The organism is Ewingella allii (assembly GCF_044430645.1).
GTDB lineage: Bacteria > Pseudomonadota > Gammaproteobacteria > Enterobacterales > Enterobacteriaceae > Ewingella > Ewingella allii.
Map to the genome: position 1 here is coordinate 356,330 of NZ_JAWUDN010000002.1, position 21,525 is coordinate 377,854.

Sequence of the window (21,525 nt, forward strand, 5' to 3'; positions counted from 1 at the left end):
ATGCCCCGCCTCTTGGTGGTTGTTGTGCATCGATCTCTGAGCACCCTTCTACAATCTGCCGGTTAATAGGCTGGCAGACCTTCGAATTAGCCTTGAAGATCTTTCTGTAGCACCTGAGTAAAGGTATCCATCGGGCAGAAACCTTGCTTGTCAGTTTCACATCCTTCAATTTGCAAAGTGACACGCTGCGGAGGGTTTTTCAGGCTCAATGACGTATTGTTGCGGATCTGCTTGGCCGTTGGATAAACGTACTCAATCTTCATCAGATCTTTGTCGGTTTTCTTGTCATGCCAGCGCTGGAACACAACGGCTCCGCTGATCGGCGTGCGTTCATATTGGCCCGGCAAGCTGTAGTCTTTGGTTTTCAGCGCCGCCAGCAATGAAGCGATATTGGAATCATGCCCAACCAGCAGTGCCAACTTGGCTTTTTGCGCCGACTGCTGATCTTCTGACTTCGCATCGTCCTTGTTTAAAGCCCCGGCGATGAAAGTGAGCAGCGGTTTTGCGGCATTGGCAGCAATCGCCGGTGAGCCGAAAAGCGTTTCATGATACATGTTTTTGATGGTTTCCAACTGCGTCCACTGCTCGGAGGTTTTAATTTTCCCCCACGCCACGTCCTTCATTGGGAAACCTTCGTAATACTGCAGCATAAAGGCATCGGCCGCGCCGGTTCCCATACGCAGTGGCCCGGTGATCCCCGGCTCCTTGCCCTGAGTCAGCACAACAGTTGAGGGCTGAGAAGCCAAGTCACACTGTTTATCCTGCTTACACACTTTGGAGTTCTGGTAATCCATGATGTTTTGCAGCAATTGGTAATTCGGCTTGAGGCGCTGATTCAGGCCATCAATCCCGCCTTCACCGGCGTGCTGATTAATCGAATTCAACGCGTCGGTTTTAAATTTGTCATTCACCTCGGCGGTGATAATCGGGTTGAATACCGGATCCATTTTGCCGATTTCAACACGGTTGACCACGCTCAGATCGCAGCCTGGGAAAGCCCCGCTAATGAAGTGTTTAGCCGTATCAATAGTGCGCGGCAGGCTGTTGGCATAGGAGAATACTTGCCCCGCCGTTGGGCATTGCGCTGCCGGGACCAGCTGAGTTTTGGCCAGCCACGCGCGGAAATAATGCCCCATATGCTCTTCGACCTGCCCCCCTTTCGGCGTTAACAGGCCACCTTCAGTTTGCCATTTCGGCCAGGTGTGGGTAGTGGATTCGGCCAGCACATCACCGTAATTGACCAGAGGAGCGCGAATACCGTGACGGCTCATAATCAACACTTGCTGCAACTCCAGTGACGAATTGGCGGCAAAAGATGGGGCAGACATTTGAAGCAAGCAGGCTAATGCTGTCAGTGCTAATACGCGGCGAGATTTTTTCAATGGTTGATCCTCTGTGATTTCCTTGGCAATAGACATCCACCGTGGCCCAATCTATTGTTCAGATTAGTTCCAACGGTGAATTTGCAGCATAGGGGAATACATCACAGCAGAGAGGGATCAAGGTCACATCAATCAGTTAATGTGACACTTTTATTACAGCCTTGTTAGAACTGATAACGCAGCCACGCAAAAAAGACGTTGCCGTTGTTGTAGGTCCCCGGAATATAGGTCGCCTGGAAGGTTAACTTGTTATAACCCACCGAGGCTAAAGGCAACACAATAGGTATGGGAATATAAGAATAATCATCCCGCGCCGTCACCGCCGCCGTATAACCCAACCCCAAGCGGAAGTTTTTATCTTGCGCCGGTTGCCATATTTTCTCATATCCATAACCGCCTATTGGCTCCCATTTATTATGGGAATCTTTAAAGGCCATCAAATAGATACCGTGCCAGTCACCGTTTTCATCATAACGAGAAATACCATAACCACCGCCCCAAGGGCGCTCGTTATATTTATCCGTTTTCTCTTTGTCATACGTAAGACGGTTATGCCAGGTAATAATGGGTAGATAGAGATCTTTGTTTGGAGAATCGTTCCAGGTGGTTGAGACGTCCTGAGTCCATGAGTCCCACCAGCCCATAAAGCCTGGTCTTTCTGGTGATGTAGCCTGTGCAGCCGGCTCAGCGCCAGCAAAAACGGTCACAGGTAGAATGCAGGATAATATCACTATCCATGATGTAATTTTTTTTGAAATAACCATTTAACTTAATACTCCCTTTATCCAAAGAGCATATTAGCAACAGATGGTTAAATAAGGTTTAAACACTGAGTTGTCGTTTTGTAAGGAAATATTCCAGAATCTAACAATCCAAAAACAGTGAGATAATATTGAGATAAATCCTAGGCTTTAATAACTAAAAAAGCAGAGACACCTTATAGAAAACGATAAAAATTAACTTATCCATTAAAGAAAAGATGCTGAATAAACAATAAGTAATAACTTAGGATTAATACTATATCTGGATTCTTATCTGCTAGTGCTGTGTTTTTAAGCAAATACTTTTATCGAGCACAAAAAACCGGAGGCAGAAGCACTCCGGTTTTCATTTTAACTAACCATTAGCCCAGCTGTTTGCGGGCATTACGGAACATGCGCATCCATGGGCTGTCCTCGCCCCACTCTTCCGGGTGCCACGAGTTGCTCACAGTGCGGAATACGCGTTCAGGGTGCGGCATCATGACGGTAACGCGGCCCGACAGGTTAGTCACGGCGGTGATACCGTTTGGTGAACCGTTCGGGTTAGCCGGATAGTTTTCCGTCACTTGACCGTTATTATCCACAAAACGCAGCGCCACCAGGTTGGCATGTTCGAGCTGGGACAGATGCACAGCGTCACGCACTTCCACATGGCCTTCACCGTGGGAAACGGCAATTGGCATACGTGAACCTGCCATGCCCTGCATGAACATGGATGGGCTAGCAGTGACTTCTACCAGACTGAAACGAGCCTCGAAGCGATCGGACAGGTTACGCACGAAGCGCGGCCAGTGTTCAGCCCCCGGGATCAGCTCTTTCAGGTTGGACATCATCTGGCAACCGTTACACACGCCGAGCGCCAAAGTCTGTGGACGATGGAAGAAGTCTTCGAACTCTTCACGAACGCGGTCATTGAACAGCACCGATTTCGCCCAGCCTTCGCCAGCGCCCAGCACGTCCCCGTAGGAGAAGCCGCCGCAGGCCACCAGCGCGTGAAAATCTTGCAGGTCACGGCGTCCGCTAAGCAGATCACTCATATGGACGTCGATGGAATCAAAACCAGCACGGTGGAACGCCGCCGCCATTTCAACCTGTGAGTTGACACCCTGCTCGCGCAGCACCGCCACTTTCGGGCGCGCGCCTTTAGCAATATAAGGCGCAGCCACGTCTTCATCTGGTGCGAAGCTCAGCTTCACGTTCAGGCCCGGATCGCGATCATGCGTTTTGGCTTCATGCTCTTGGTCGGCGCACTCAGGGTTATCGCGCAGACGCTGCATCTGCCAGGTGGTTTCCGCCCACCAGGTACGCAGCGTGGTGCGGCTTTCGCTGTAGACCGGCTTGTCGCCCTGAGTGATAACAAAACGATCGCCCTGCTCGACGCTGCCCAGATAGTGAGAACAGTCGCCAAGGCCGAATTTCGCCAGCGTTTCCTCGACTGCGGCACGGTCCTCAGCACGAACCTGAATCACAGCGCCCAGCTCTTCGTTGAACAGCGCCGCCAGCGCATCTGTACCCAAGGCGGCAATGTCCACATTCAGGCCGCAGTGGCCCGCGAAGGCCATCTCTGCCAGCGTCACCAGCAGGCCGCCGTCAGAACGGTCGTGGTAGGCCAGAAGCTTGCGATCGGCCACCAGCGCCTGCATGGCGTTGAAGAAGCCAGCCAGTTGTTCTGCACTGCGAACATCGGCAGGCGTGTCGCCCAGTTGGCGATAAACCTGAGCCAGCGCGGTAGCGCCCAGCGCGTTATGCCCAAGACCAAGGTCCACCAGCAGCAGGGCGGTGTCGCCTTTATCAGTGCGCAATTGTGGAGTTACCGTACTGCGCACGTCCTCGACGCGAGCAAACGCGGTGATAACCAGAGAGAGCGGAGAAGTCATTTCGCGCTGCTCGTTGCCTTCCTGCCAGCGGGTTTTCATCGACATAGAGTCTTTGCCGACCGGGATAGTGATCCCCAGCGCCGGACACAGCTCTTCGCCGACGGCTTTCACCGCCGCGTACAGGCCAGCGTCTTCGCCCGGATGGCCAGCAGCGGACATCCAGTTAGCAGAGAGCTTCACGCGTTTCAGGTTGCCAATTTCCACTGCGGCAAGGTTAGTCAGCGCTTCGCCGACGGCCATGCGGCCAGAAGCCGCGAAGTCCAGCAGTGCAATTGGAGCACGCTCGCCCAGCGACATGGCTTCGCCGTGGTAGCTGTCGAGGCTGGCGGTAGTGACAGCGCAGTCAGCAACCGGGATCTGCCACGGGCCAACCATCTGGTCACGAGCCACCATGCCGGTCACCGTACGGTCGCCGATGGTGATGAGGAAGGTTTTTTCCGCCACGGCTGGTAAATGCATTACGCGCTTTACGGCTTCCGTCAGCTGAATGTTTGCCGCATTTAGGCTGTCGCCCTTGGCTTTCAAGGTGGTGACGTCGCGGGTCATTTTCGGCGTTTTGCCTAACAGCACGTCAAGCGGCATGTCGATTGGCTGATTGTTGAAATGGCTGTCTTCCAGAGACAGGTGCATCTCTTCAGTGGCTTCCCCAATCACGGCATAAGGCGCGCGCTCGCGCTTACAGATAGCGTCGAACTGCTCAAGCTGGGCCGGAGAGACTGCCAGCACGTAGCGCTCTTGGGATTCGTTACACCAGACTTCCAGCGGGCTCATGCCCGGTTCGTCATTGAGAATATCGCGCAGTTGGAAGCGACCGCCGCGATTGCCGTCGCTCACCAGCTCAGGCATGGCGTTGGATAAACCGCCCGCGCCGACGTCGTGGATGAACAAAATTGGGTTAGCTTCGCCCAGCTGCCAGCAGCGGTCGATCACTTCCTGACAGCGGCGTTCCATCTCTGGGTTATCACGCTGTACGGAAGCAAAATCCAGATCCGCATCAGACTGGCCAGAAGCCATAGAGGACGCAGCGCCGCCGCCCAGACCGATATTCATCGCCGGGCCGCCCAGCACAATCAGCTTAGCGCCGACGGTGATTTCGCCTTTTTGCACGTGGTCAGCGCGGATGTTGCCGATCCCGCCCGCCAGCATGATGGGCTTGTGGTAGCCGCGCAGCTCAGGGCCGTTGTGGCTGTTGACGTTTTCTTCATAAGTACGGAAGTAGCCGACCAGCGCCGGACGACCAAATTCATTGTTGAAGGCCGCGCCGCCCAGTGGGCCGTCGGTCATGATATCCAGCGCGGTAACGATGCGATCTGGCTTGCCGAAGTTCTCTTCCCACGGCTGTTCAAAGCCCGGAATGCGCAGGTTGGAAACCGAAAAGCCCACCAGACCGGCTTTCGGCTTAGCGCCGCGACCAGTGGCGCCCTCATCGCGGATTTCGCCGCCGGAGCCAGTCGCCGCGCCCGGCCAAGGAGAGATGGCCGTTGGGTGGTTGTGGGTTTCCACTTTCATCAGGATATGAGCCTGTTCCTGATGGAAATCGTACAGGCCGTCTTTAGCGTTAGCGTAGAAGCGCCCTACCTGCGAACCTTCCATCACGGCGGCGTTATCTTTATAAGCCGAAAGCACGTGATCTGGCGTGTGTTCGAAGGTGTTTTTAATCATTTTGAACAGTGACTTAGGCTGTTCCTGACCGTCGATAATCCAGTCGGCGTTGAAGATCTTGTGGCGGCAGTGCTCGGAGTTAGCCTGCGCAAACATGTACAGCTCAACATCAGTCGGGTTGCGCCCCAACGACGTGAAAGCGCTCATCAGATAGTCGATTTCGTCCTGTGCCAGCGCCAAACCCAGCTTGGTATTGGCGGCTTCTAAGGCAGAACGGCCTTCGCCGAGAATATCCACGGACTGCACCGGTGCAGGCTGGTGCTGAGCGAACAGCGCTTCGGCATCTTCAAAACGGTCAAAAAGGGTTTCCATCATACGGTCATGCAGCAGGGCACCCAGTTGACGCCACTGCTCGTCGGTCAGGCTTGGTGCCTGCACGTAGAACGCCAGACCGCGCTCAAGGCGCAATACCTGAGACAAACCGCAGTTGTGCGCAATGTCGGTGGCTTTGGAAGACCAGGGAGAGATAGTGCCCGGGCGCGGCGTGACCAGCAGCAGGCGGCCAGCAGGAGCATGTTCAGCGAGAGAAGGACCGTACTTGAGGAGGCGTTGTAACTTGGTTTGTTCGTCCGAATTCAGCGGCGCGCTGACGTCAGCAAAGTGTACATATTCGGCATAGATATCACTGACGGGGAGATGAGCATCCTGACAGCGGGACAATAACTTATTAATACGAAAAGCCGACAAAGCGGGCGAACCACGCAGTATTTCCATAATCACAGATCTCTCGTCTTCGAAGCAACTGACCGTAGTGCTTCATTGGGCGCAACAGGGGGAAAACGCGGGCTATTATAAAGAAAGCCGGAGCCTGACGAAACCGTTTGCGTAGTGAATATTGATATATTCACTAACACCTACCTTATCCATGGATATTATGAATAAAGTTGCAGGCTGTCGTTTTGTTGAGCAAAATGCGTCGGCACTGGGAATATAACCATAGTAAGTAGAGAGCATAAGCTCAAAAAAATAATAGCGCCGCAGAGAGATAACTATTTGACGCGCATAAAATTAAATTACTTTCTAGTGGGTCTCGCAGCGTTGCTGATGGCGTTGGCTTTATGGCCGACCGTGCCGTGGCATCGTGGCGAAGGTGACCAACTAGAACAGATAAAGTCTCGCGGAGAGCTGCGCGTAACGACGCTAAATTCTCCGCTGACTTTTTTCAACAGCCCAGACGGAAACCTCGGATTCGACTACGAACTGGCGAAACGCTTTGCCGACTATCTTGGTGTGACGCTTGTCATGTCACCTCATAATAATGTCAACGCGATGTTCAATGATCTGGACAGCAATCGGGCCGACCTGATTGCCTCCGGTCTGATTTACAATGTCGAGCGTCTGAATGCGTATCGCACCGGGCCTGAATACTATTCGGTATCACAACAATTGTTGTATCGCCAGGGTTCCGCACGTCCGAAAACTTTCGACGATGTGAAAGGGTCCCTGACCGTCTCCGCCGGCACCGCCCATGTCGCCACCTTGCAAACCGCGCAAAAAAAGTTCCCGGACCTGACCTGGACCGAAACCGATAAGCTGTCACCTCGCGATCTGCTACAACAGGTGGCCGACGGTAAACTCGCCTATACCATGGGCGACTCCGTGACCGTGGCGCTGATGCAGCGCGTCTACCCGCGTCTGGCCGTGGCTTTTAACGTCACCGCCGACGAACCGGTCACCTGGTATTTCAGCAAGAAAACCGACGACGACAGCCTGTACGCCGCCATGCTGGACTTCTTCAGCCAAATTTCTGAAGACGGCACGCTGGAGAAGCTAGAGGAGAAGTATCTCGGCCACGTTGGCGAGTTTGACTATGTGGATACCCGCACCTTCCTCAAAGCCATAGACACCACCCTGCCCGCGCTGCAGCCGCTGTTTGAGAAATACGCCGGAGACATTGACTGGCGCCTGCTGGCGGCCATCTCTTATCAGGAGTCGCATTGGGATCCGCAGGCCAAATCGCCGACCGGGGTGCGCGGCATGATGATGCTGACCCGCGCCACAGCATCGGGGCTGGACGTCGATGACCGAACCGACGCCGAACAAAGCATTCAGGGCGGCGCGCTCTATCTCTCACGCCTGATGGACAAGATGCCCACCAGCATTCCGCAGGATGAGCGCATTTGGTTCGCTCTGGCGGCTTACAATATGGGGTATGGGCACATGCTCGATGCCCGTAAGCTGACGGCGGATCAGAAAGGTAATCCGGATAGCTGGCTGGACGTCAAACAGCGCCTGCCGATGCTCAATCAGAAGCGCTACTTCTCCCGCACCACCTATGGGTATGCCAGGGGCACGCAAGCTTATAATTATGTTGAGAATATCCGTCGCTATCAGATCAGTCTGGTGGGGTATTTGATGGAGAAAGAGAAGAAACAAGCGCAGCAGGCGGCGTTGCAGGCTCAACTGGGTGCTGGTTATCCCGCCGTTGAAGCTACACAGGTGCTCGCCGCTGCGCCGTGATTTAGCTTAAATCGGTAGCGTCACTCTGGGCGGCGCGCTGCGCCTGCTTCAACGCCTTTTTCTGGCTGCGCCGCCAACGGAAGAACGCGCTGAGCATGGCCGAACATTCGTCCGCCAACACGCCCGCCTCAATTTGCACCTGATGATTCATACCCGGATGGCCCAGCACGTCTAACAGTGAGCCCGCCGCGCCGGTTTTAAGATCAGTCGCGCCATACACCACGCGGCGAATGCGGCTGTGGATCATCGCCCCGGCGCACATCACGCAGGGTTCAAGCGTCACATACAGCGTGGCGTCCAACAGGCGATAGTTTTGCACCTTCTGCCCACCCTCTCTCAGCGCCATGATCTCGGCGTGAGCCGTAGGATCGTGATGGCCAATCGATCGGTTCCAGCCTTCGCCAATGACCTGATTGTCCAGCACCAGCACGGCGCCCACCGGCACTTCCCCCTCGTCCTGCGCCTTAAGGGCCAGATTCAACGCGTAGCGCATCCAATCTTCATCGCTGAATTGCTCAGTCACTCTTACCTCTATTACTTTTATCCGGCCGCCATTATAGCGTTCTCACTAACTCTACCCAACCATTGCGGGCACTGCGCGGGAATTGATATTTAAGAAGGGAAATTCAGAGAGGGAAAAGCATCGGGCCGGTTTATCCGGCCCGACATGTAACACCGCTATTCGAGCTGCTGAAGCTCGCCCTGTTTGCTGACTCTGAAGCGATGCTCGCAGAAGAACAGCAGCGGGTTGTCCTGCTTGCTGTCACTGTAACCACTGTAGAGTTTCAGCGGAGAGCCGATGCGTTGCTCGAGCTGCACCACCTTCTCTTCCCCCAAACAGCGCAGCGGCAGTAACCAACCGCCTTTGCCGCGCGCCATGCGGCTGCCGACTAAACGGATACGCGGCAAGAAAGGAGAAGCGTTATACACCTGTTGCACCAGATTTTCCGGTGAACCGGTGATTAACCACACTTCGGCGTCGTGCTTTTCAATGTACTCACGCAGTCGTCGCTGCACCACCGGGAACGCTACCACCTTCTGGCGGAACCAGTTCACAAAGCGCAGTTCGAGGTCTTTCAGGTGCGCCTCGCTGTGCCCGAAGGTGATTGACCACAGCAACAGACTCATCGGCCAGCGCGCGGCGCGACCGTGAATCAACATGCCTAAACCGACCACAGGTAACAGCGGCGCCACTAACAACAGGTTTTGCGGCATCCGCCACAGCAGGAAGCGCATAAATGAGCCAAACATGTCCTGCTGGTGCAGCGTGCCATCCAAATCAAAAAATACTACTCGCCGATCCGCCTTCGCGCCCAATGCGTTACTCCTCGGGATCGTTGAACCCCATCATCCAGGTGAAAATAAATCCGGCTAATACGGTAATCAATATCCCAGCGAGGTACAACACCACTTTTCCCGACACAATGGTCAGCGCCAGTGGCAAACCTGAGATACCGAAAGTGATCACCGTCGCCACTTTCCAATAACAGATTAGCGCACCGCCGACCGCTCCGCCCAAACATGCGCCGATAAAAGGTCGGCCCAGAGGCAGAGTCACGCCGAAAATCAGCGGCTCGCCGATGCCCAAAATACCGACAGGCAGAGCACCTTTAATCACTTTTTTCAGCCGTGCGTTGCGCGTTTTCATATAAACGGCGATGGCCGCGCCCACCTGCCCGACGCCCGCCATGGCTAAAATCGGCAGCAGCGGGTTGGAGCCGTGGGCCTGAATCAGCTCCACGTGGATCGGCACCAGACCCTGATGCAGCCCAGAAAGCACCAGTGGCAGGAAGGTTCCGGCGAGAATTGCGCCAACCACCAGGCCGCCCTTATCGATCGCCATATTCACGCCGTGCGCGATGGCGTCGGAGATAACCCCGCCCAGCGGCTGGAGGATCACAATCGCCAGCGTGGCAGTGACCAAGGTGGTGATCAGCGGATTGAGGATCAGCTCGACCGACTCCGGCAGCCATTGGCGCAGCCGCTTTTCCAGCCAGCACATCAGCGCGACCACGAAGAGTACCGCGATCACCCCGCCGCGCCCCGGCTGGAGCGCTTCGCCAAACAGGGTAATTTGCGCCAACGCCGGGCTGGAAAGAATTCCCGCCATCACGCCGCCCATGGCCTGTGAGCCACCAAACACTCGCGCCGCGTTAACCCCCACCAGAATGTTCATGATGGCGAAAATCGCCCCGCCGAAGATCCCCAGCAGCCCCAGAATATTGGGATAATCCAGCGCCAGAGAGCCAGCAATGTCCGGCCGCTTGAGCAAGTTGATAATGCCCATGATCAGGCCGGAAGCTATAAACGCCGGGATAAGAGGAATGAAAACGTTGGCGAGTTGGCGCAAAGCGCCGCTCATCGGCGCCGAGTATTTCGACTTGGCATTGGCTTTGTTTCGCGCAATCAGGTCCTGCGCGGCGGCCGGGGCTGGCGCGCCTGAGAGCAGCTCACGCATGGCATCCACCACCTTCGCGGCCGCGCCGGGGCCGACCACGAACTGATGCTGTTCGCCCTGCTTAATGTAGCCCTTCACGCCTTCGAGGGTCTGAATGCCTTTTAAATCAAGTAGCTGCTCGTCGTGAACTTCAACCCGGACTCGCGTCATGCAGTTTTCGAGTTTACTGATATTGCTCTCGCCACCTACGTGCTGCAGGATTTGCGTTGCCAGCAGCTGCGTTTTGTCCATTGCCGTCGCCATACCCTTCCCCCAATCCGCCTTAAAGCCTTAGCCCGCGAGCGCCGCGCGCAGGAATCCGTGGTGCGCCGTCAGCCGCTGAATGGCTTCTTGGGCACTGATATTTGCCAAAATCATCAGAATCGCCGGTTTCACTTCAAACTCAGTTTGCGTGAGTGCCGCCTCGGCATCGGCCCGCGCGGCGCCCGTGGCTTCCACCACGATGCGGCAGGCTCTGTCCACCAGCTTGACGTTGGTGGCCTTCACGTCGACCATCAGGTTTTGATAAACCTTGCCGTTTTTCACCATAGCGCCGGTGGAAATCATATTCAGCACCAGCTTCTGCGCGGTGCCGGACTTCAAACGCGTCGAGCCAGTTAGCGCCTCAGGGCCAACCACGGGAGAAATCGCTACCTGCGCCTCGTGGGCTATTGGCGAGTCCGGGTTGCAGGAGATAGCCACCGTGGCGCAGCCCAGCTCCCTTGCATAGCGCAGCGCGCCGATGACATAAGGCGTGCGCCCGGAAGCCGCCAGCCCCACCACGGTGTCCGCCGGGGTAATTTGCAGGTTTTTCAGGTCGGTGACGCCCAGCTCTTCGCTATCCTCCGCCCCTTCGACGGCTTTGAGTAACGCCCCCGGCCCGCCGGCAATCAGCCCGACGACTAAGCCATGAGGCACGCCAAAGGTCGGTGGACACTCGGAGGCGTCGAGCACGCCGAGACGCCCGCTGGTGCCCGCGCCGAGATAAATCAGACGACCTCCGGCTTTAAAGGAGGCGGCGGCCATATCCACGGCCTGCGCGACCTCTGGCAGCACGGCGCGAATGGCTTCCGGCACTTTGCTGTCTTCGTGATTGAAGCTGGCGACCATCTCCAGCGTGGTCATTTCATCAAGGTTCATGGTGGCCGGATTGCGGCTTTCTGAGACGAGTGATCCTAGGTTCATTGATTGACTCCTGAATTTTTAATTCAAAATATTAATTCATATTTGAATATTTTATTCTTAAAGGCGAGGGAATTTTGCTACCTTAGATAAGATAATGTTCAATTCGTGATGTGCGTAGGTGCTAAGGGAAGGTCCGACAATGAGCAGTATGATCCGAATTCGTCAGCTCTACCCCACGCTGGCGCAGAATGACCGCAAGCTGGCCGACTTCCTGCTGCAACAGCCGGAGAAGGCGCGGCACCTTAGCTCGCAGAAGCTGGCAGAGATGGCCGGTGTCAGCCAGTCCGGGGTGGTGAAATTCGCCCAGAAGCTAGGCTACAAGGGCTTTCCCGCTTTAAAGCTGGCGCTCAGTGAAGCCCTCTCTTCGCCGCAGAATGAAGTGGCGGTCACCGTGCATAATCAGATTGTCAGCACAGACCGTCTCCAGACCGTCGGCGAAAAGCTGCTAGCTGAAAAGTACGCCGCGCTGCGCGCTACGCTGGATATCAACAATGAACAGCGTCTCCAGCAGGCGTTATCGATGCTGACCCATGCACGCAAAATCGTGCTCACCGGCATTGGCGCGTCGGGGCTGGTAGCCAAAGATCTGGCCTATAAGCTATTGAAAATTGGACTGACGGCGATTGCCGAGTCTGACACCCACGTGCTGCTGGCGACGGTTCAGGCGCTGTCGAAAGACGATTTGTTGCTGGCTATCTCCTTCAGCGGCGAGCGCCGGGAAATCAATCTGGCGGCAGATGTCGCCCGCAAAAGTGGCGCGCAGGTGCTGGCCCTCACCGGCTTTTCTCCCAATACGCTACAGCAGCAGGCTTCCCACTGCCTGTACACCGTGGCGGAGCTTCCGGCCACTCGCGGTGCAGCCATCTCCTCGACCACCGCGCAGTATTCCCTGACGGATATTCTGTTTATGGCCTTGATTCAGCAAGATAGCGAACGAGCGCCGGAGCGGATTAAGCACAGCGAGGAGCTGGTGAAGAAGCTGGTTTGATCGGGATCATTCCACAGCGCGATTGTCATTTCGGCAGGCTCTCGGACAGGTCAAATCTGCTATACTGCGCGACTTCATCATTACTGACGCGAGAGAGATCATGGCCCTGCTTATCACACACAAATGCATTAACTGCGACATGTGCGAGCCGGAATGCCCGAATCAAGCGATCTCGATGGGTGAGGAAATTTACCAAATTGACAGCGATCGCTGCACGGAGTGTGTCGGTCATTATGATAAACCCACCTGTCAAAGCGTGTGCCCTATCGATAACACCATCATTGTGGATGCGCTGCATACTGAAACCAACGAGCAGCTGTGGGACAAGTTTGTTCTGCTGCATCACGCCGCGCAGCTGTAAGGCTGGCGGCGCGAAGCGCACTGTTTTCAGCTTTCGATAATCACCGTGGCACAGGCATAGCGACGCTCATCGGCCAGCGTCACGTGCACGGATTTAACCCCCAGCTCTAACGCCATTTCCGCCGCGCGCTCGTGGAACACCAGCCCCGGCTTGCCCAATGGGTCATTAACCACCTCGAACTGCTCAAACGCCAGCCCATTGCGGATGCCGGTGCCCAGCGCTTTGGCAGCGGCTTCTTTCACCGCAAAGCGTTTGGCGAGAAAGCGCACCGGCTGTTGGTGATTCTGATACAGTGCCCACTCATTGGCGCACAGTATCCGTTTCGCAAGCCGATCTCCGCTTCTCTCCACCACGGCTTCAATACGGGTGATTTCGACAATGTCGGTGCCCAGTCCAAGAATAGCCATTAACGGCGTGCTTCCCGCATCAGGATTTTCATCTCGCGCACCGCGCTCGCTAAACCGTCAATCACTGCCTGCCCGATGATTGCATGGCCGATGTTCAGCTCGTGCATCTCAGGCAGCGCGGCGATAGGCAGCACGTTGTGGTAGGTCAAGCCATGGCCGGCATTCACTTTCAGCCCTTTGCTGGCGGCATAGGTGGCGCCTTTCTTGATGCGCTCAAGCTCGGCAAGGCGCTCGATATCAGTTTTGGCATCAGCATAAGCGCCGGTGTGGATTTCGATATAAGGCGCGCCAACGGCAACCGCGGCGTCGATTTGGCGGAAGTCAGCATCAATAAACAGAGACACCAAAATACCGGCTTCAGACAGGCGGGAGACGGCGACGGTCATTTTGTCGATTTGCCCCGCAACGTCCAGACCGCCCTCGGTGGTGACTTCTTCGCGCTTTTCCGGCACCAGGCAGCAGAAGTGCGGCTGAGTTTCGCAGGCGATGCCGATCATTTCGTCGGTCACCGCCATCTCGAGATTCATGCGAGTCTGGATGGTCTGGCGCAGCAAACGCACATCGCGGTCGGTAATGTGGCGACGGTCTTCACGCAGATGCACAGTAATACCGTCAGCGCCCGCCTGCTCGGCAATAAACGCGGCCTGAACCGGATCAGGATAGGCCGTGCCACGCGCGTTACGCAGCGTGGCGATGTGATCGATATTAATGCCTAACAGCAGTTCAGCCATGACAACTCCAGTAAATAGGTTAAAGAGTTCGCAAAAGGATCGGATTGATACTGACGGTTTTCCCGCTAATTGGCGCAGTTTACACCCGTATAAGGCGTGACGGGTACCCCAGCGGGCAATTTATTCGGCGGGTGATTCAGGAGTGGCAGTGGGCTTTTTAACTAAAAACTGGCGGAATAGCTCGCGGCTTTTCAACGGCTTACCGCCAAGATAGGGTTTCAGCGCCATGCGCGTAAAACGTTTGGCGGCGCGCAGTGTGGCGACGTCCGGGAATTCACGATTCGCCAAGGCTTTGAGGTCGCGGCCGGTGAAGCTCAGGTTGTCGACCACCAGACTGGCGATAAAGCCTTTTTCTTCACGATAGCGATAGGTCATGGTGTCACTCACTTCCTCGCCGCTACCGGCGCAGTGAAGAAAATCAACGCCATAGCCGAGGTTGTGCAGCAAAGCTAGCTCGAACTGGCGCAGCGACTGTTCCGGAGAGCCGGTGGCTCCCGCCAGATTTTGCAGGCAGTTGAGATAGTCGAAAAATAGCGAGGAGTAGTTAGTTTCTTGCTCGAGAACGCGTGCCACCAGTTCATTGACGTACAGGCCGCTATACAGCATCAAACCAGAGAGAGGGAGTGCGAGGGAAACTGGCTCAGCGTTGCGCAGTGTTTTGACTTCTCCCCGGCCGCTCCAGCGAACCAATAAAGGTGTAAAAGGCTGCAAGCAGCCTTTTAAGTTTGAGCGACGTCCGCGCGCACCCTTTGCCAGAATGCGCACGCGCCCCTGTCCTTCAGTGAAGAGATCCAGCATCAGGCTGGTTTCACTGTAAGGTCGCCCATGTAAAACAAATGCGCGTTGCCAGCCTTCCATAGGCGGGGACCTTATAAGTCGTCTACATAACCCAAGCTGCGCAGCGCACGTTCGTCATCTGCCCAACCGGATTTAACCTTGACCCACAGCTCAAGGTGAACTTTCGCTTCGAACATGTTTTCCATGTCCTGACGCGCTTCAATACCAATGGTTTTGATTTTTGAGCCTTTGTTGCCGATGACCATTTTCTTCTGGCCTTCGCGCTCAACTAAAATCAAGCCATTGATGTCATAACCGCCGCGCTCGTTAGTGACAAAGCGTTCAATTTCAACGGTTACCGAGTAAGGAAGCTCTTCACCCAAGAAACGCATCAGCTTTTCACGGATGATTTCTGACGCCATAAAGCGCTGCGAACGGTCAGTAATGTAATCTTCAGGGAAGTGATGAATCGCTTCCGGCAGACGCTTACGCACGATGCTGGCGATAGTATCAACGTTGATACCTTTCTCGGCAGACATTGGCACGATGTCGATGAAGTTCATCTGCTCGCTGAGGAACTGCAAGTGTGGCAGCAGCTTGGACTTGTCGGTCACGTTGTCGATTTTATTGATAGCCAGCAAGACAGGTGACTTCAGATCACGCAGCTTGTTCACCACCATTTCGTCGTCCGGCGTCCAGTGGGTGCCTTCAACCACGAAAATAACCAATTCAACATCACCGATTGAGCTGCTCGCAGCACGGTTCATCAGGCGGTTAATGGCCCGTTTTTCTTCAATATGTAACCCAGGGGTGTCAACGTAGATAGCCTGATAAGGCCCTTCAGTATGGATGCCCATAATACGATGACGGGTAGTTTGTGGTTTGCGTGAAGTAATGGAGATCTTCTGCCCCAATAATTCATTCAACAAAGTAGATTTGCCAACGTTAGGTCGGCCTACGATGGCGACAAAGCCACAGTAATTTTTTTCTTCGCTCATTCAAGCTCCAGCTGTATCAGCGCTTGTTCCGCTGCCGCCTGCTCGGCTTTTCTGCGACTTGAACCGGTTCCTACAACCGGCTGGCTCAAGCCACTGACCTGGCAGTGGATGGTAAACTCCTGATCGTGTGCTTCACCGCGAACCTGCACAACCAGATAAGAAGGCAATGGCAGATGGCGACCTTGTAAAAACTCCTGCAAACGGGTTTTTGGGTCTTTCTGCTTATCACCGGGACTGATTTCGTCAAGACGACTACGGTACCAGTCAAGAATCAATCTTTCGACATTCTGGATATCACTGTCCAAGAACACGCCGCCGATGAGTGCCTCCACCGTATCCGCGAGAATAGACTCGCGGCGGAAACCACCACTTTTCAATTCTCCCGGCCCTAAACGCAAGCACTCGCCGAGATCAAATTCACGCGCCATTTCTGCCAATGTATTTCCGCGAACCAAAGTGGCACGCATGCGACTCATATCGCCTTCATCAACGCGAGGAAAACGATGATAAAGAGCGTTGGCGATAACAAAACTAAGGATTGAGTCACCCAGGAATTCTAAACGCTCGTTATGTTTGCTGCTGGCGCTGCGGTGAGTCAGTGCCTGCAATAAGAGCTCCTGCTGTTGAAAAGTGTAGCCCAGCTTTCGCTGTAGCCTGTTTATTACGATGGGATTCATGAGTTACCAATAGATCAAGAATGCGTCAAAAACTTCAGCATACGGAACAGGCCTGCTTCGCCTTAAGCCAATCCAAAGCTGTTTCGTTTGCAGTGGCTCCCTCTATTCTTTTTAAATCTCGTCATTTAATGACCCGTTTAAAAATCGGGGAGCCAACTTTTATCGCTCGAAAGTGTATTCTACAACGTGTGGAAATATATTGCTGCGGAAATAGACCGCAACGAATTAATGAATTCCACCGATGCGGCTCAGGCGAACACCTGTTGGCCACTCACCTTCCTGCTTTTTAAAACTCATCCAGATACCCGAGGCACGGCCCACCAGATTTTTCTCTGGTACAAAGCCCCAATAACGGCTGTCTGCGCTATTGTCGCGGTTATCACCCATCATGAAATAATGACCGGCAGGAACCACCCAAGTCCCCATAGGCTGGCCCGGTTGCTGATAATAAGCACCCAGTTGGTCACGCGCGCCAGGCACGGTCAGAATATTATGGGTCACATTGCCCAAGGTTTCCTGACGTGCTAACAGGCGAATACCGTCTTGAGGCACATTCTCAGTCGGAGGAATTTCAAAGAAGCCGCTGGTGGCTTCACTGCCGCTAGCCTGACCGAAAGTCTGAACGAAGCTGCTCGCTTTACCTTCATCATAAGTCACAGCCAGCGCGGTGCTGCAATTCTGTCCACTATTACAAGCAGGCTGAACAGTAACCTGTTTGCTGAATGGATCATAAGTCACGCGATCGCCCGGCAGGCCTACTAAACGTTTGATGTAATCCACACTTGGATTTAATGGGTATTTGAATACCACGACATCACCGCGTTTTGGCTCGCCGGTTGGGATCAGTTTGGTCTGAGTAATAGGATCTTTCAGGCCATAAGCGTATTTTTCAACCACGATGAAATCGCCGATTAACAGCGTTGGCATCATTGAGCCTGACGGAATTTGGAAAGGTTCATAAATGAATGAACGCACCACAAATACCACCAGAAGTACAGGGAAAACAGAGGCGCAGGTTTCCACCCAGCCCGGCTGTTTTGCTGCTTTGCTCAGCGTCTTCTCATCGATGGCGCCAGCAGTTTCTACCTTGAGAGCGGCAATCTTTGCCCGGCGAGCCGGGGCAAGTTTGAAACGATCAAGACACCAGATAATCCCCGATACCAGCGTTGCAATCGCCAGAATCAAGGCAAACATGTTAGCCATGCATACTCCTACCGCTCATTGGGGGCTTATTTGCCGTCTTTACCAACATGGAGAATCGCCAGGAATGCTTCCTGAGGTAACTCAACGTTACCTACTTGTTTCATGCGCTTCTTACCATCTTTCTGTTTCTGTAGCAGTTTCTTCTTACGGCTAACGTCACCGCCATAGCACTTAGCCAAGACGTTTTTACGCAGCTGTTTTACGGTTGAACGCGCAATGATGTGGGCACCAATCGCGGCCTGAATCGCAATGTCGAACTGCTGACGCGGGATAAGCTCTTGCATCTTTTCAACCAGCTGACGACCACGGAACTGTGAGTTACCACGGTGAGTGATCAGCGCCAGCGCATCCACGCGATCGCCGTTGATTAACACATCAACGCGCACCATGTCAGACGCCTGGAAACGTTTAAAGTTGTAGTCCAGTGAAGCATAGCCGCGAGAGGTTGATTTCAGACGGTCGAAGAAGTCGAGAACCACTTCCGCCATCGGAATTTCATAGGTCAGTGCAACCTGATTGCCGTGATAAACCATGTTGGTCTGCACGCCACGCTTTTCAATACACAGGGTGATCACGCTGCCCAGATACTCTTGCGGCATCAGCATGTGACACTCAGCAATCGGCTCACGCAGTTCTTGAATGTTGTTCAGCGCCGGCAGTTTTGACGGGCTATCGACATAAATCACTTCGCCGCCGGTGGTTTCTACTTCGTAGACCACCGTTGGTGCCGTGGTGATCAGGTCCAGATCGTATTCACGCTCCAGACGCTCTTGAATGATCTCCATGTGCAGCAAACCAAGGAAGCCACAGCGGAAGCCGAAGCCCAGCGCGGTAGAGCTTTCTGGCTCATAGAACAGTGAGGCGTCATTCAGGCTAAGTTTGCCCAAAGCGTCGCGGAAGTTTTCATAGTCGTCGGAACTAACCGGGAACAGACCCGCGTAAACCTGTGGTTTAACCTTCTTAAAGCCTGGAAGCGCTTTATCAGCAGGATTACGTGACAGCGTCAGGGTATCGCCAACCGGCGCGCCGAGGATGTCTTTGATGGCGCAAACCAACCAGCCAACTTCCCCGCAACCCAGTGAGTCACGGTCAACGCGTTTTGGTGTAAAAATACCCAGACGGTCGGCGTTATACACCTGTCCGGTACTCATCACTTTAATTTTGTCACCCTTTCTCAGGGTACCGTTTTTGATTCGAATCAGGGACACAACGCCCAGATAGTTATCGAACCATGAGTCGATGATCAGCGCCTGCAGAGGAGCGTCTGGATCACCTTCCGGCGGCGGAATATCACGCACTAAGCGCTCCAGCACTTCTGGAACACCCAAGCCGGTTTTTGCCGAGCAGCGCACAGCATCTGTGGCATCAATGCCCACGATATCTTCGATCTCTTGAGCAGCACGCTCAGGATCCGCAGCTGGCAGGTCGATTTTGTTCAGAACCGGAACCACTTCCAGATCCATTTCCATCGCCGTGTAGCAGTTCGCCAGCGTCTGGGCTTCTACGCCCTGCCCGGCATCAACCACCAGCAATGCGCCTTCACAGGCAGCAAGGGAGCGGGATACTTCGTAGGAGAAGTCAACGTGCCCTGGGGTATCGATGAAGTTCAGGTGGTAGGTTTCGCCATCCTGAGCTTTGTAATCGAGGGTGACGCTTTGCGCTTTGATGGTGATCCCGCGCTCGCGTTCCAGGTCCATTGAGTCAAGAACTTGCGCTTCCATTTCACGATCTGACAGGCCACCGCAGATTTGAATAATACGATCGGACAGCGTCGACTTACCGTGGTCAATATGAGCGATGATGGAAAAGTTTCTTATGTTCTTCATTATAAAGAGTTTCTACCTTGGTATTTCTGAATCATTCGCCATAAAAACACAGCGACGGTTTGTAAGTTGGCTGTCTTTCGCCTGAGTCGCAGCATTCTACATGTCAGGGGCCTGAAAACCTAGTCTCACCGCCACGGAACTCTGGATTATGCACTGATTCCTGTCAGCAAATCCCCCCGTAAATGCAATAAGTTGTAAGCAGTTAGCGAACTGACTCAAATAACCATTTTTCATAGCCACTGGGAGGGTGGGACTTTAGGAAAATGCTCATATACTCACCAGCGTAAAAGCCTTTAAATAACTGTTATAAAAGAATTTATTAGCATTTTATTTTTCACTTTTTTAACTTTTTTGCTTTATTTTTCAATCCGGTTACTAAGGTTAGCATCATGATCAATGAAGGGCGTTTGCTAAGTCAGCATGGCTTTGCCAGAGTCAATTCCTGGATCACCATGGTTCTCGCCACATTATTAATCGTTGGCGGCGCAGTCCAGGTGGTATTTTTGCTTGCTCTGGGAAAGTCAAGCGACGGCGGATTGTATGTCATCACCCTCACGGCGATTTTCAGTATCGCCTTGGGCATCGCTATATTTATTTTCCGGCATATTCTTAAGCCGAAACAAACCTATCAACTGCATGAAAATGGAATTCTGGCGATTAATGAACGGGAGCACAAAAACCGTTTTATTCCCTTCGAAAGAATCACTGAGATATATAGATTCCGAACCGGCAAGTACTCCAGAAAAATACTTAATACTATGGCTTTCCGCGAAGGCAATAGTACTCATTGGCATAAAATAACGCCCAATATTGCTCATGCCGAAAGACTGGTTGAAGTGATCAAAAATGAGCAATTGATGACTAAAGGCCCGCAGGCTCTGAATATTCTGGCCAATGACGGCAGCGTGGTTTTCACTTATCACGCAGCGGCCAGATGCGGCATTCGTCACTTATTTGCTAATAATCTCATGGGGTTAAATGAGAAGAAATTGCGGCTAAGTGCGCGTTTCCTCACTTCTGACGATGGAATTTGTATCCCGGTTGAAGAGATTCAATATATCAGCGGCGGCTCGAACAGCCAGATGATCCACCTGATGGACGGTAACCGCCGCATTCTTTTCTCAGTGTTATATACATCGCTGTTTAACGCCGACCTGTTCATCGCGCTAATTGAACATATGATCCAGAATCGAATTCCGATCCGCAATTAGCATTAACAGGCTGAAGCCTGACAGAAGAGTTAGAAACAAAAATCGCCGCCCTTGGGCAGCGATTTTTTTTATTCTTTAGCTTCGAATCAAGCCGAGATTATGGCGCGATATGCGCGTTGTCGGTCTGGAAGCGGAATGCATCTGGCGGTAAGCCAATCTGCAAAATAACCGGCTGATACCCAGCCTGCTTCTCAAGGCTGGTCGCTAACGCGCGGGCCAGCAGAAAACCAGCAACGCCGCCAGTCACCGCGCCTACTACCGAGTAAAGATCACTTTGTGTAAGCCACTGCAACAACCCGCCACCGAGAATAACGCCCAGTAAAGGCGTCATATAGACCAGAAGCGCGGAGCGAATCAAGTTACCTTCGGTAATACCCAGCTCGACTTTCTGCCCCGGCTGGAGCTGTTCGGCAATATGTACTTGTAGATTATGTTCTGTTTGCGGGCCTAGCTCATTGAGCACGCGCGCACCGCAACCAGAGCGTGAATGGCAGCTGCTACAACCTGCCTGCGTTTCACAACGCAGCTTAGCGATACCGTCCTGCCACGAAACTACTGTGGCCCATTCTTTCAACATATCAA

19 protein-coding genes are annotated in these 21,525 nt (G+C 53.7%); 4 read left to right on the forward strand and 15 right to left on the reverse strand.

Annotated features, from left to right (window positions below; genetic code table 11):
* Nucleotides 1–86: 86 nt before the first annotated feature.
* The 3 genes from agp to purL form a co-directional block, all read right to left on the reverse strand.
* On the reverse strand, nt 87–1,382 hold the full coding sequence (agp, locus tag SBO83_RS08385) for a bifunctional glucose-1-phosphatase/inositol phosphatase (protein ID WP_396131164.1): 1,296 nt from the start codon (nt 1,380–1,382) through the stop codon (nt 87–89).
* A gap of 164 nt (nt 1,383–1,546) precedes the next feature.
* Nucleotides 1,547–2,146 (reverse strand): lipid IV(A) palmitoyltransferase PagP, encoded by a 600-nt coding sequence (gene pagP, locus SBO83_RS08390; protein WP_396131165.1) that lies wholly within the window; start codon nt 2,144–2,146, stop codon nt 1,547–1,549.
* A 359-nt stretch (nt 2,147–2,505) separates the two neighbouring features.
* Nucleotides 2,506–6,399 carry a phosphoribosylformylglycinamidine synthase gene (gene purL, locus SBO83_RS08395; protein ID WP_396131232.1) on the reverse strand — a complete coding sequence of 1,298 codons (3,894 nt, stop codon included), beginning with the start codon at nt 6,397–6,399 and terminating at the stop codon, nt 2,506–2,508.
* Nucleotides 6,400–6,675: 276 nt separating this feature from the next.
* Between purL and mltF the strand changes: the two genes are divergently transcribed.
* Nucleotides 6,676–8,142 (forward strand): membrane-bound lytic murein transglycosylase MltF, encoded by a 1,467-nt coding sequence (mltF, locus tag SBO83_RS08400; RefSeq protein ID WP_353503164.1) that lies wholly within the window; start codon nt 6,676–6,678, stop codon nt 8,140–8,142.
* Nucleotide 8,143: 1 nt separating this feature from the next.
* On the opposite strand, the gene tadA is transcribed toward mltF, so the two are convergent.
* The 4 genes from tadA to murQ all read right to left on the reverse strand — a co-directional run bounded on the left by tadA (nt 8,144) and on the right by murQ (nt 11,764).
* A complete protein-coding gene (gene tadA / locus SBO83_RS08405) occupies nt 8,144–8,665 on the reverse strand; it encodes a tRNA adenosine(34) deaminase TadA (RefSeq protein ID WP_396131167.1) in 522 nt (173 codons plus the stop codon).
* A gap of 155 nt (nt 8,666–8,820) precedes the next feature.
* A complete protein-coding gene (gene yfhb / locus SBO83_RS08410; protein ID WP_396131169.1) occupies nt 8,821–9,459 on the reverse strand; it encodes a phosphatidylglycerophosphatase C in 639 nt (212 codons plus the stop codon).
* Nucleotides 9,460–9,463: 4 nt separating this feature from the next.
* Nucleotides 9,464–10,831, reverse strand: coding sequence for a PTS transporter subunit EIIC (locus tag SBO83_RS08415; RefSeq protein ID WP_396131170.1), 1,368 nt, complete (start codon nt 10,829–10,831; stop codon nt 9,464–9,466).
* Between the two features lie 39 nt (nt 10,832–10,870).
* Nucleotides 10,871–11,764, reverse strand: coding sequence for an N-acetylmuramic acid 6-phosphate etherase (gene murQ / locus SBO83_RS08420; protein ID WP_396131171.1), 894 nt, complete (start codon nt 11,762–11,764; stop codon nt 10,871–10,873).
* A gap of 139 nt (nt 11,765–11,903) precedes the next feature.
* Between murQ and SBO83_RS08425 the strand changes: the two genes are divergently transcribed.
* Together SBO83_RS08425 and SBO83_RS08430 are read left to right on the forward strand one after the other, a co-directional pair.
* Nucleotides 11,904–12,752 (forward strand): MurR/RpiR family transcriptional regulator, encoded by an 849-nt coding sequence (locus tag SBO83_RS08425; protein WP_396131173.1) that lies wholly within the window; start codon nt 11,904–11,906, stop codon nt 12,750–12,752.
* Nucleotides 12,753–12,852: 100 nt separating this feature from the next.
* Nucleotides 12,853–13,113, forward strand: coding sequence for a YfhL family 4Fe-4S dicluster ferredoxin (locus SBO83_RS08430; protein WP_154147826.1), 261 nt, complete (start codon nt 12,853–12,855; stop codon nt 13,111–13,113).
* A gap of 26 nt (nt 13,114–13,139) precedes the next feature.
* Here the strand turns inward: SBO83_RS08430 and acpS are convergent, their stop codons facing one another.
* The 7 genes from acpS to lepA all read right to left on the reverse strand — a co-directional run bounded on the left by acpS (nt 13,140) and on the right by lepA (nt 19,732).
* Entirely contained in the window at nt 13,140–13,520 is a 381-nt protein-coding gene (gene acpS, locus SBO83_RS08435) for a holo-ACP synthase (protein WP_034792539.1), read from the reverse strand.
* Nucleotides 13,520–14,251 (reverse strand): pyridoxine 5'-phosphate synthase, encoded by a 732-nt coding sequence (gene pdxJ / locus SBO83_RS08440; RefSeq protein WP_396131174.1) that lies wholly within the window; start codon nt 14,249–14,251, stop codon nt 13,520–13,522. The genes acpS and pdxJ overlap by 1 nt, the downstream gene beginning before the upstream one ends.
* Nucleotides 14,252–14,371: 120 nt before the next feature.
* Nucleotides 14,372–15,109: a DNA repair protein RecO gene (gene recO / locus SBO83_RS08445; protein WP_353503171.1), complete on the reverse strand. Its 738-nt coding sequence runs from the start codon at nt 15,107–15,109 to the stop codon at nt 14,372–14,374.
* Between the two features lie 11 nt (nt 15,110–15,120).
* Entirely contained in the window at nt 15,121–16,026 is a 906-nt protein-coding gene (gene era, locus SBO83_RS08450; protein WP_353503172.1) for a GTPase Era, read from the reverse strand.
* On the reverse strand, nt 16,023–16,703 hold the full coding sequence (gene rnc / locus SBO83_RS08455) for a ribonuclease III (RefSeq protein WP_034792549.1): 681 nt from the start codon (nt 16,701–16,703) through the stop codon (nt 16,023–16,025). Before rnc ends, era begins: the two co-directional genes overlap by 4 nt.
* 225 nt (nt 16,704–16,928) lie before the next feature.
* Nucleotides 16,929–17,906: a signal peptidase I gene (gene lepB, locus SBO83_RS08460; protein ID WP_396131176.1), complete on the reverse strand. Its 978-nt coding sequence runs from the start codon at nt 17,904–17,906 to the stop codon at nt 16,929–16,931.
* A 26-nt stretch (nt 17,907–17,932) separates the two neighbouring features.
* On the reverse strand, nt 17,933–19,732 hold the full coding sequence (gene lepA, locus SBO83_RS08465) for a translation elongation factor 4 (protein WP_396131178.1): 1,800 nt from the start codon (nt 19,730–19,732) through the stop codon (nt 17,933–17,935).
* 389 nt (nt 19,733–20,121) lie between these two features.
* On the opposite strand from lepA, the gene SBO83_RS08470 reads away from it, so the two are divergent.
* Complete coding sequence (locus SBO83_RS08470) at nt 20,122–20,943, forward strand: DUF308 domain-containing protein (protein ID WP_396131180.1); 822 nt, start codon at nt 20,122–20,124, stop codon at nt 20,941–20,943.
* 97 nt (nt 20,944–21,040) lie between these two features.
* Here the strand turns inward: SBO83_RS08470 and rseC are convergent, their stop codons facing one another.
* Nucleotides 21,041–21,520, reverse strand: a complete 480-nt coding sequence (gene rseC, locus SBO83_RS08475; RefSeq protein WP_353503176.1) for a SoxR-reducing system protein RseC — start codon at nt 21,518–21,520, stop codon at nt 21,041–21,043.
* Nucleotides 21,521–21,525: the final 5 nt, after the last annotated feature.

Coding starts and splice junctions, on each gene's coding strand:
- pagP (WP_396131165.1), bottom strand. CDS start 2,146: ATGGTTATTTCAAAAAAAATTACATCATGGATAGTGATATTATCCTGC.
- SBO83_RS08415 (WP_396131170.1), bottom strand. CDS start 10,831: ATGGACAAAACGCAGCTGCTGGCAACGCAAATCCTGCAGCACGTAGGT.
- murQ (WP_396131171.1), bottom strand. CDS start 11,764: ATGAACCTAGGATCACTCGTCTCAGAAAGCCGCAATCCGGCCACCATG.
- SBO83_RS08425 (WP_396131173.1), top strand. CDS start 11,904: ATGAGCAGTATGATCCGAATTCGTCAGCTCTACCCCACGCTGGCGCAG.
- SBO83_RS08430 (WP_154147826.1), top strand. CDS start 12,853: ATGGCCCTGCTTATCACACACAAATGCATTAACTGCGACATGTGCGAG.
- acpS (WP_034792539.1), bottom strand. CDS start 13,520: ATGGCTATTCTTGGACTGGGCACCGACATTGTCGAAATCACCCGTATT.
- pdxJ (WP_396131174.1), bottom strand. CDS start 14,251: ATGGCTGAACTGCTGTTAGGCATTAATATCGATCACATCGCCACGCTG.
- recO (WP_353503171.1), bottom strand. CDS start 15,109: ATGGAAGGCTGGCAACGCGCATTTGTTTTACATGGGCGACCTTACAGT.
- era (WP_353503172.1), bottom strand. CDS start 16,026: ATGAGCGAAGAAAAAAATTACTGTGGCTTTGTCGCCATCGTAGGCCGA.
- rnc (WP_034792549.1), bottom strand. CDS start 16,703: ATGAATCCCATCGTAATAAACAGGCTACAGCGAAAGCTGGGCTACACT.
- lepB (WP_396131176.1), bottom strand. CDS start 17,906: ATGGCTAACATGTTTGCCTTGATTCTGGCGATTGCAACGCTGGTATCG.
- lepA (WP_396131178.1), bottom strand. CDS start 19,732: ATGAAGAACATAAGAAACTTTTCCATCATCGCTCATATTGACCACGGT.
- SBO83_RS08470 (WP_396131180.1), top strand. CDS start 20,122: ATGATCAATGAAGGGCGTTTGCTAAGTCAGCATGGCTTTGCCAGAGTC.
- rseC (WP_353503176.1), bottom strand. CDS start 21,520: ATGTTGAAAGAATGGGCCACAGTAGTTTCGTGGCAGGACGGTATCGCT.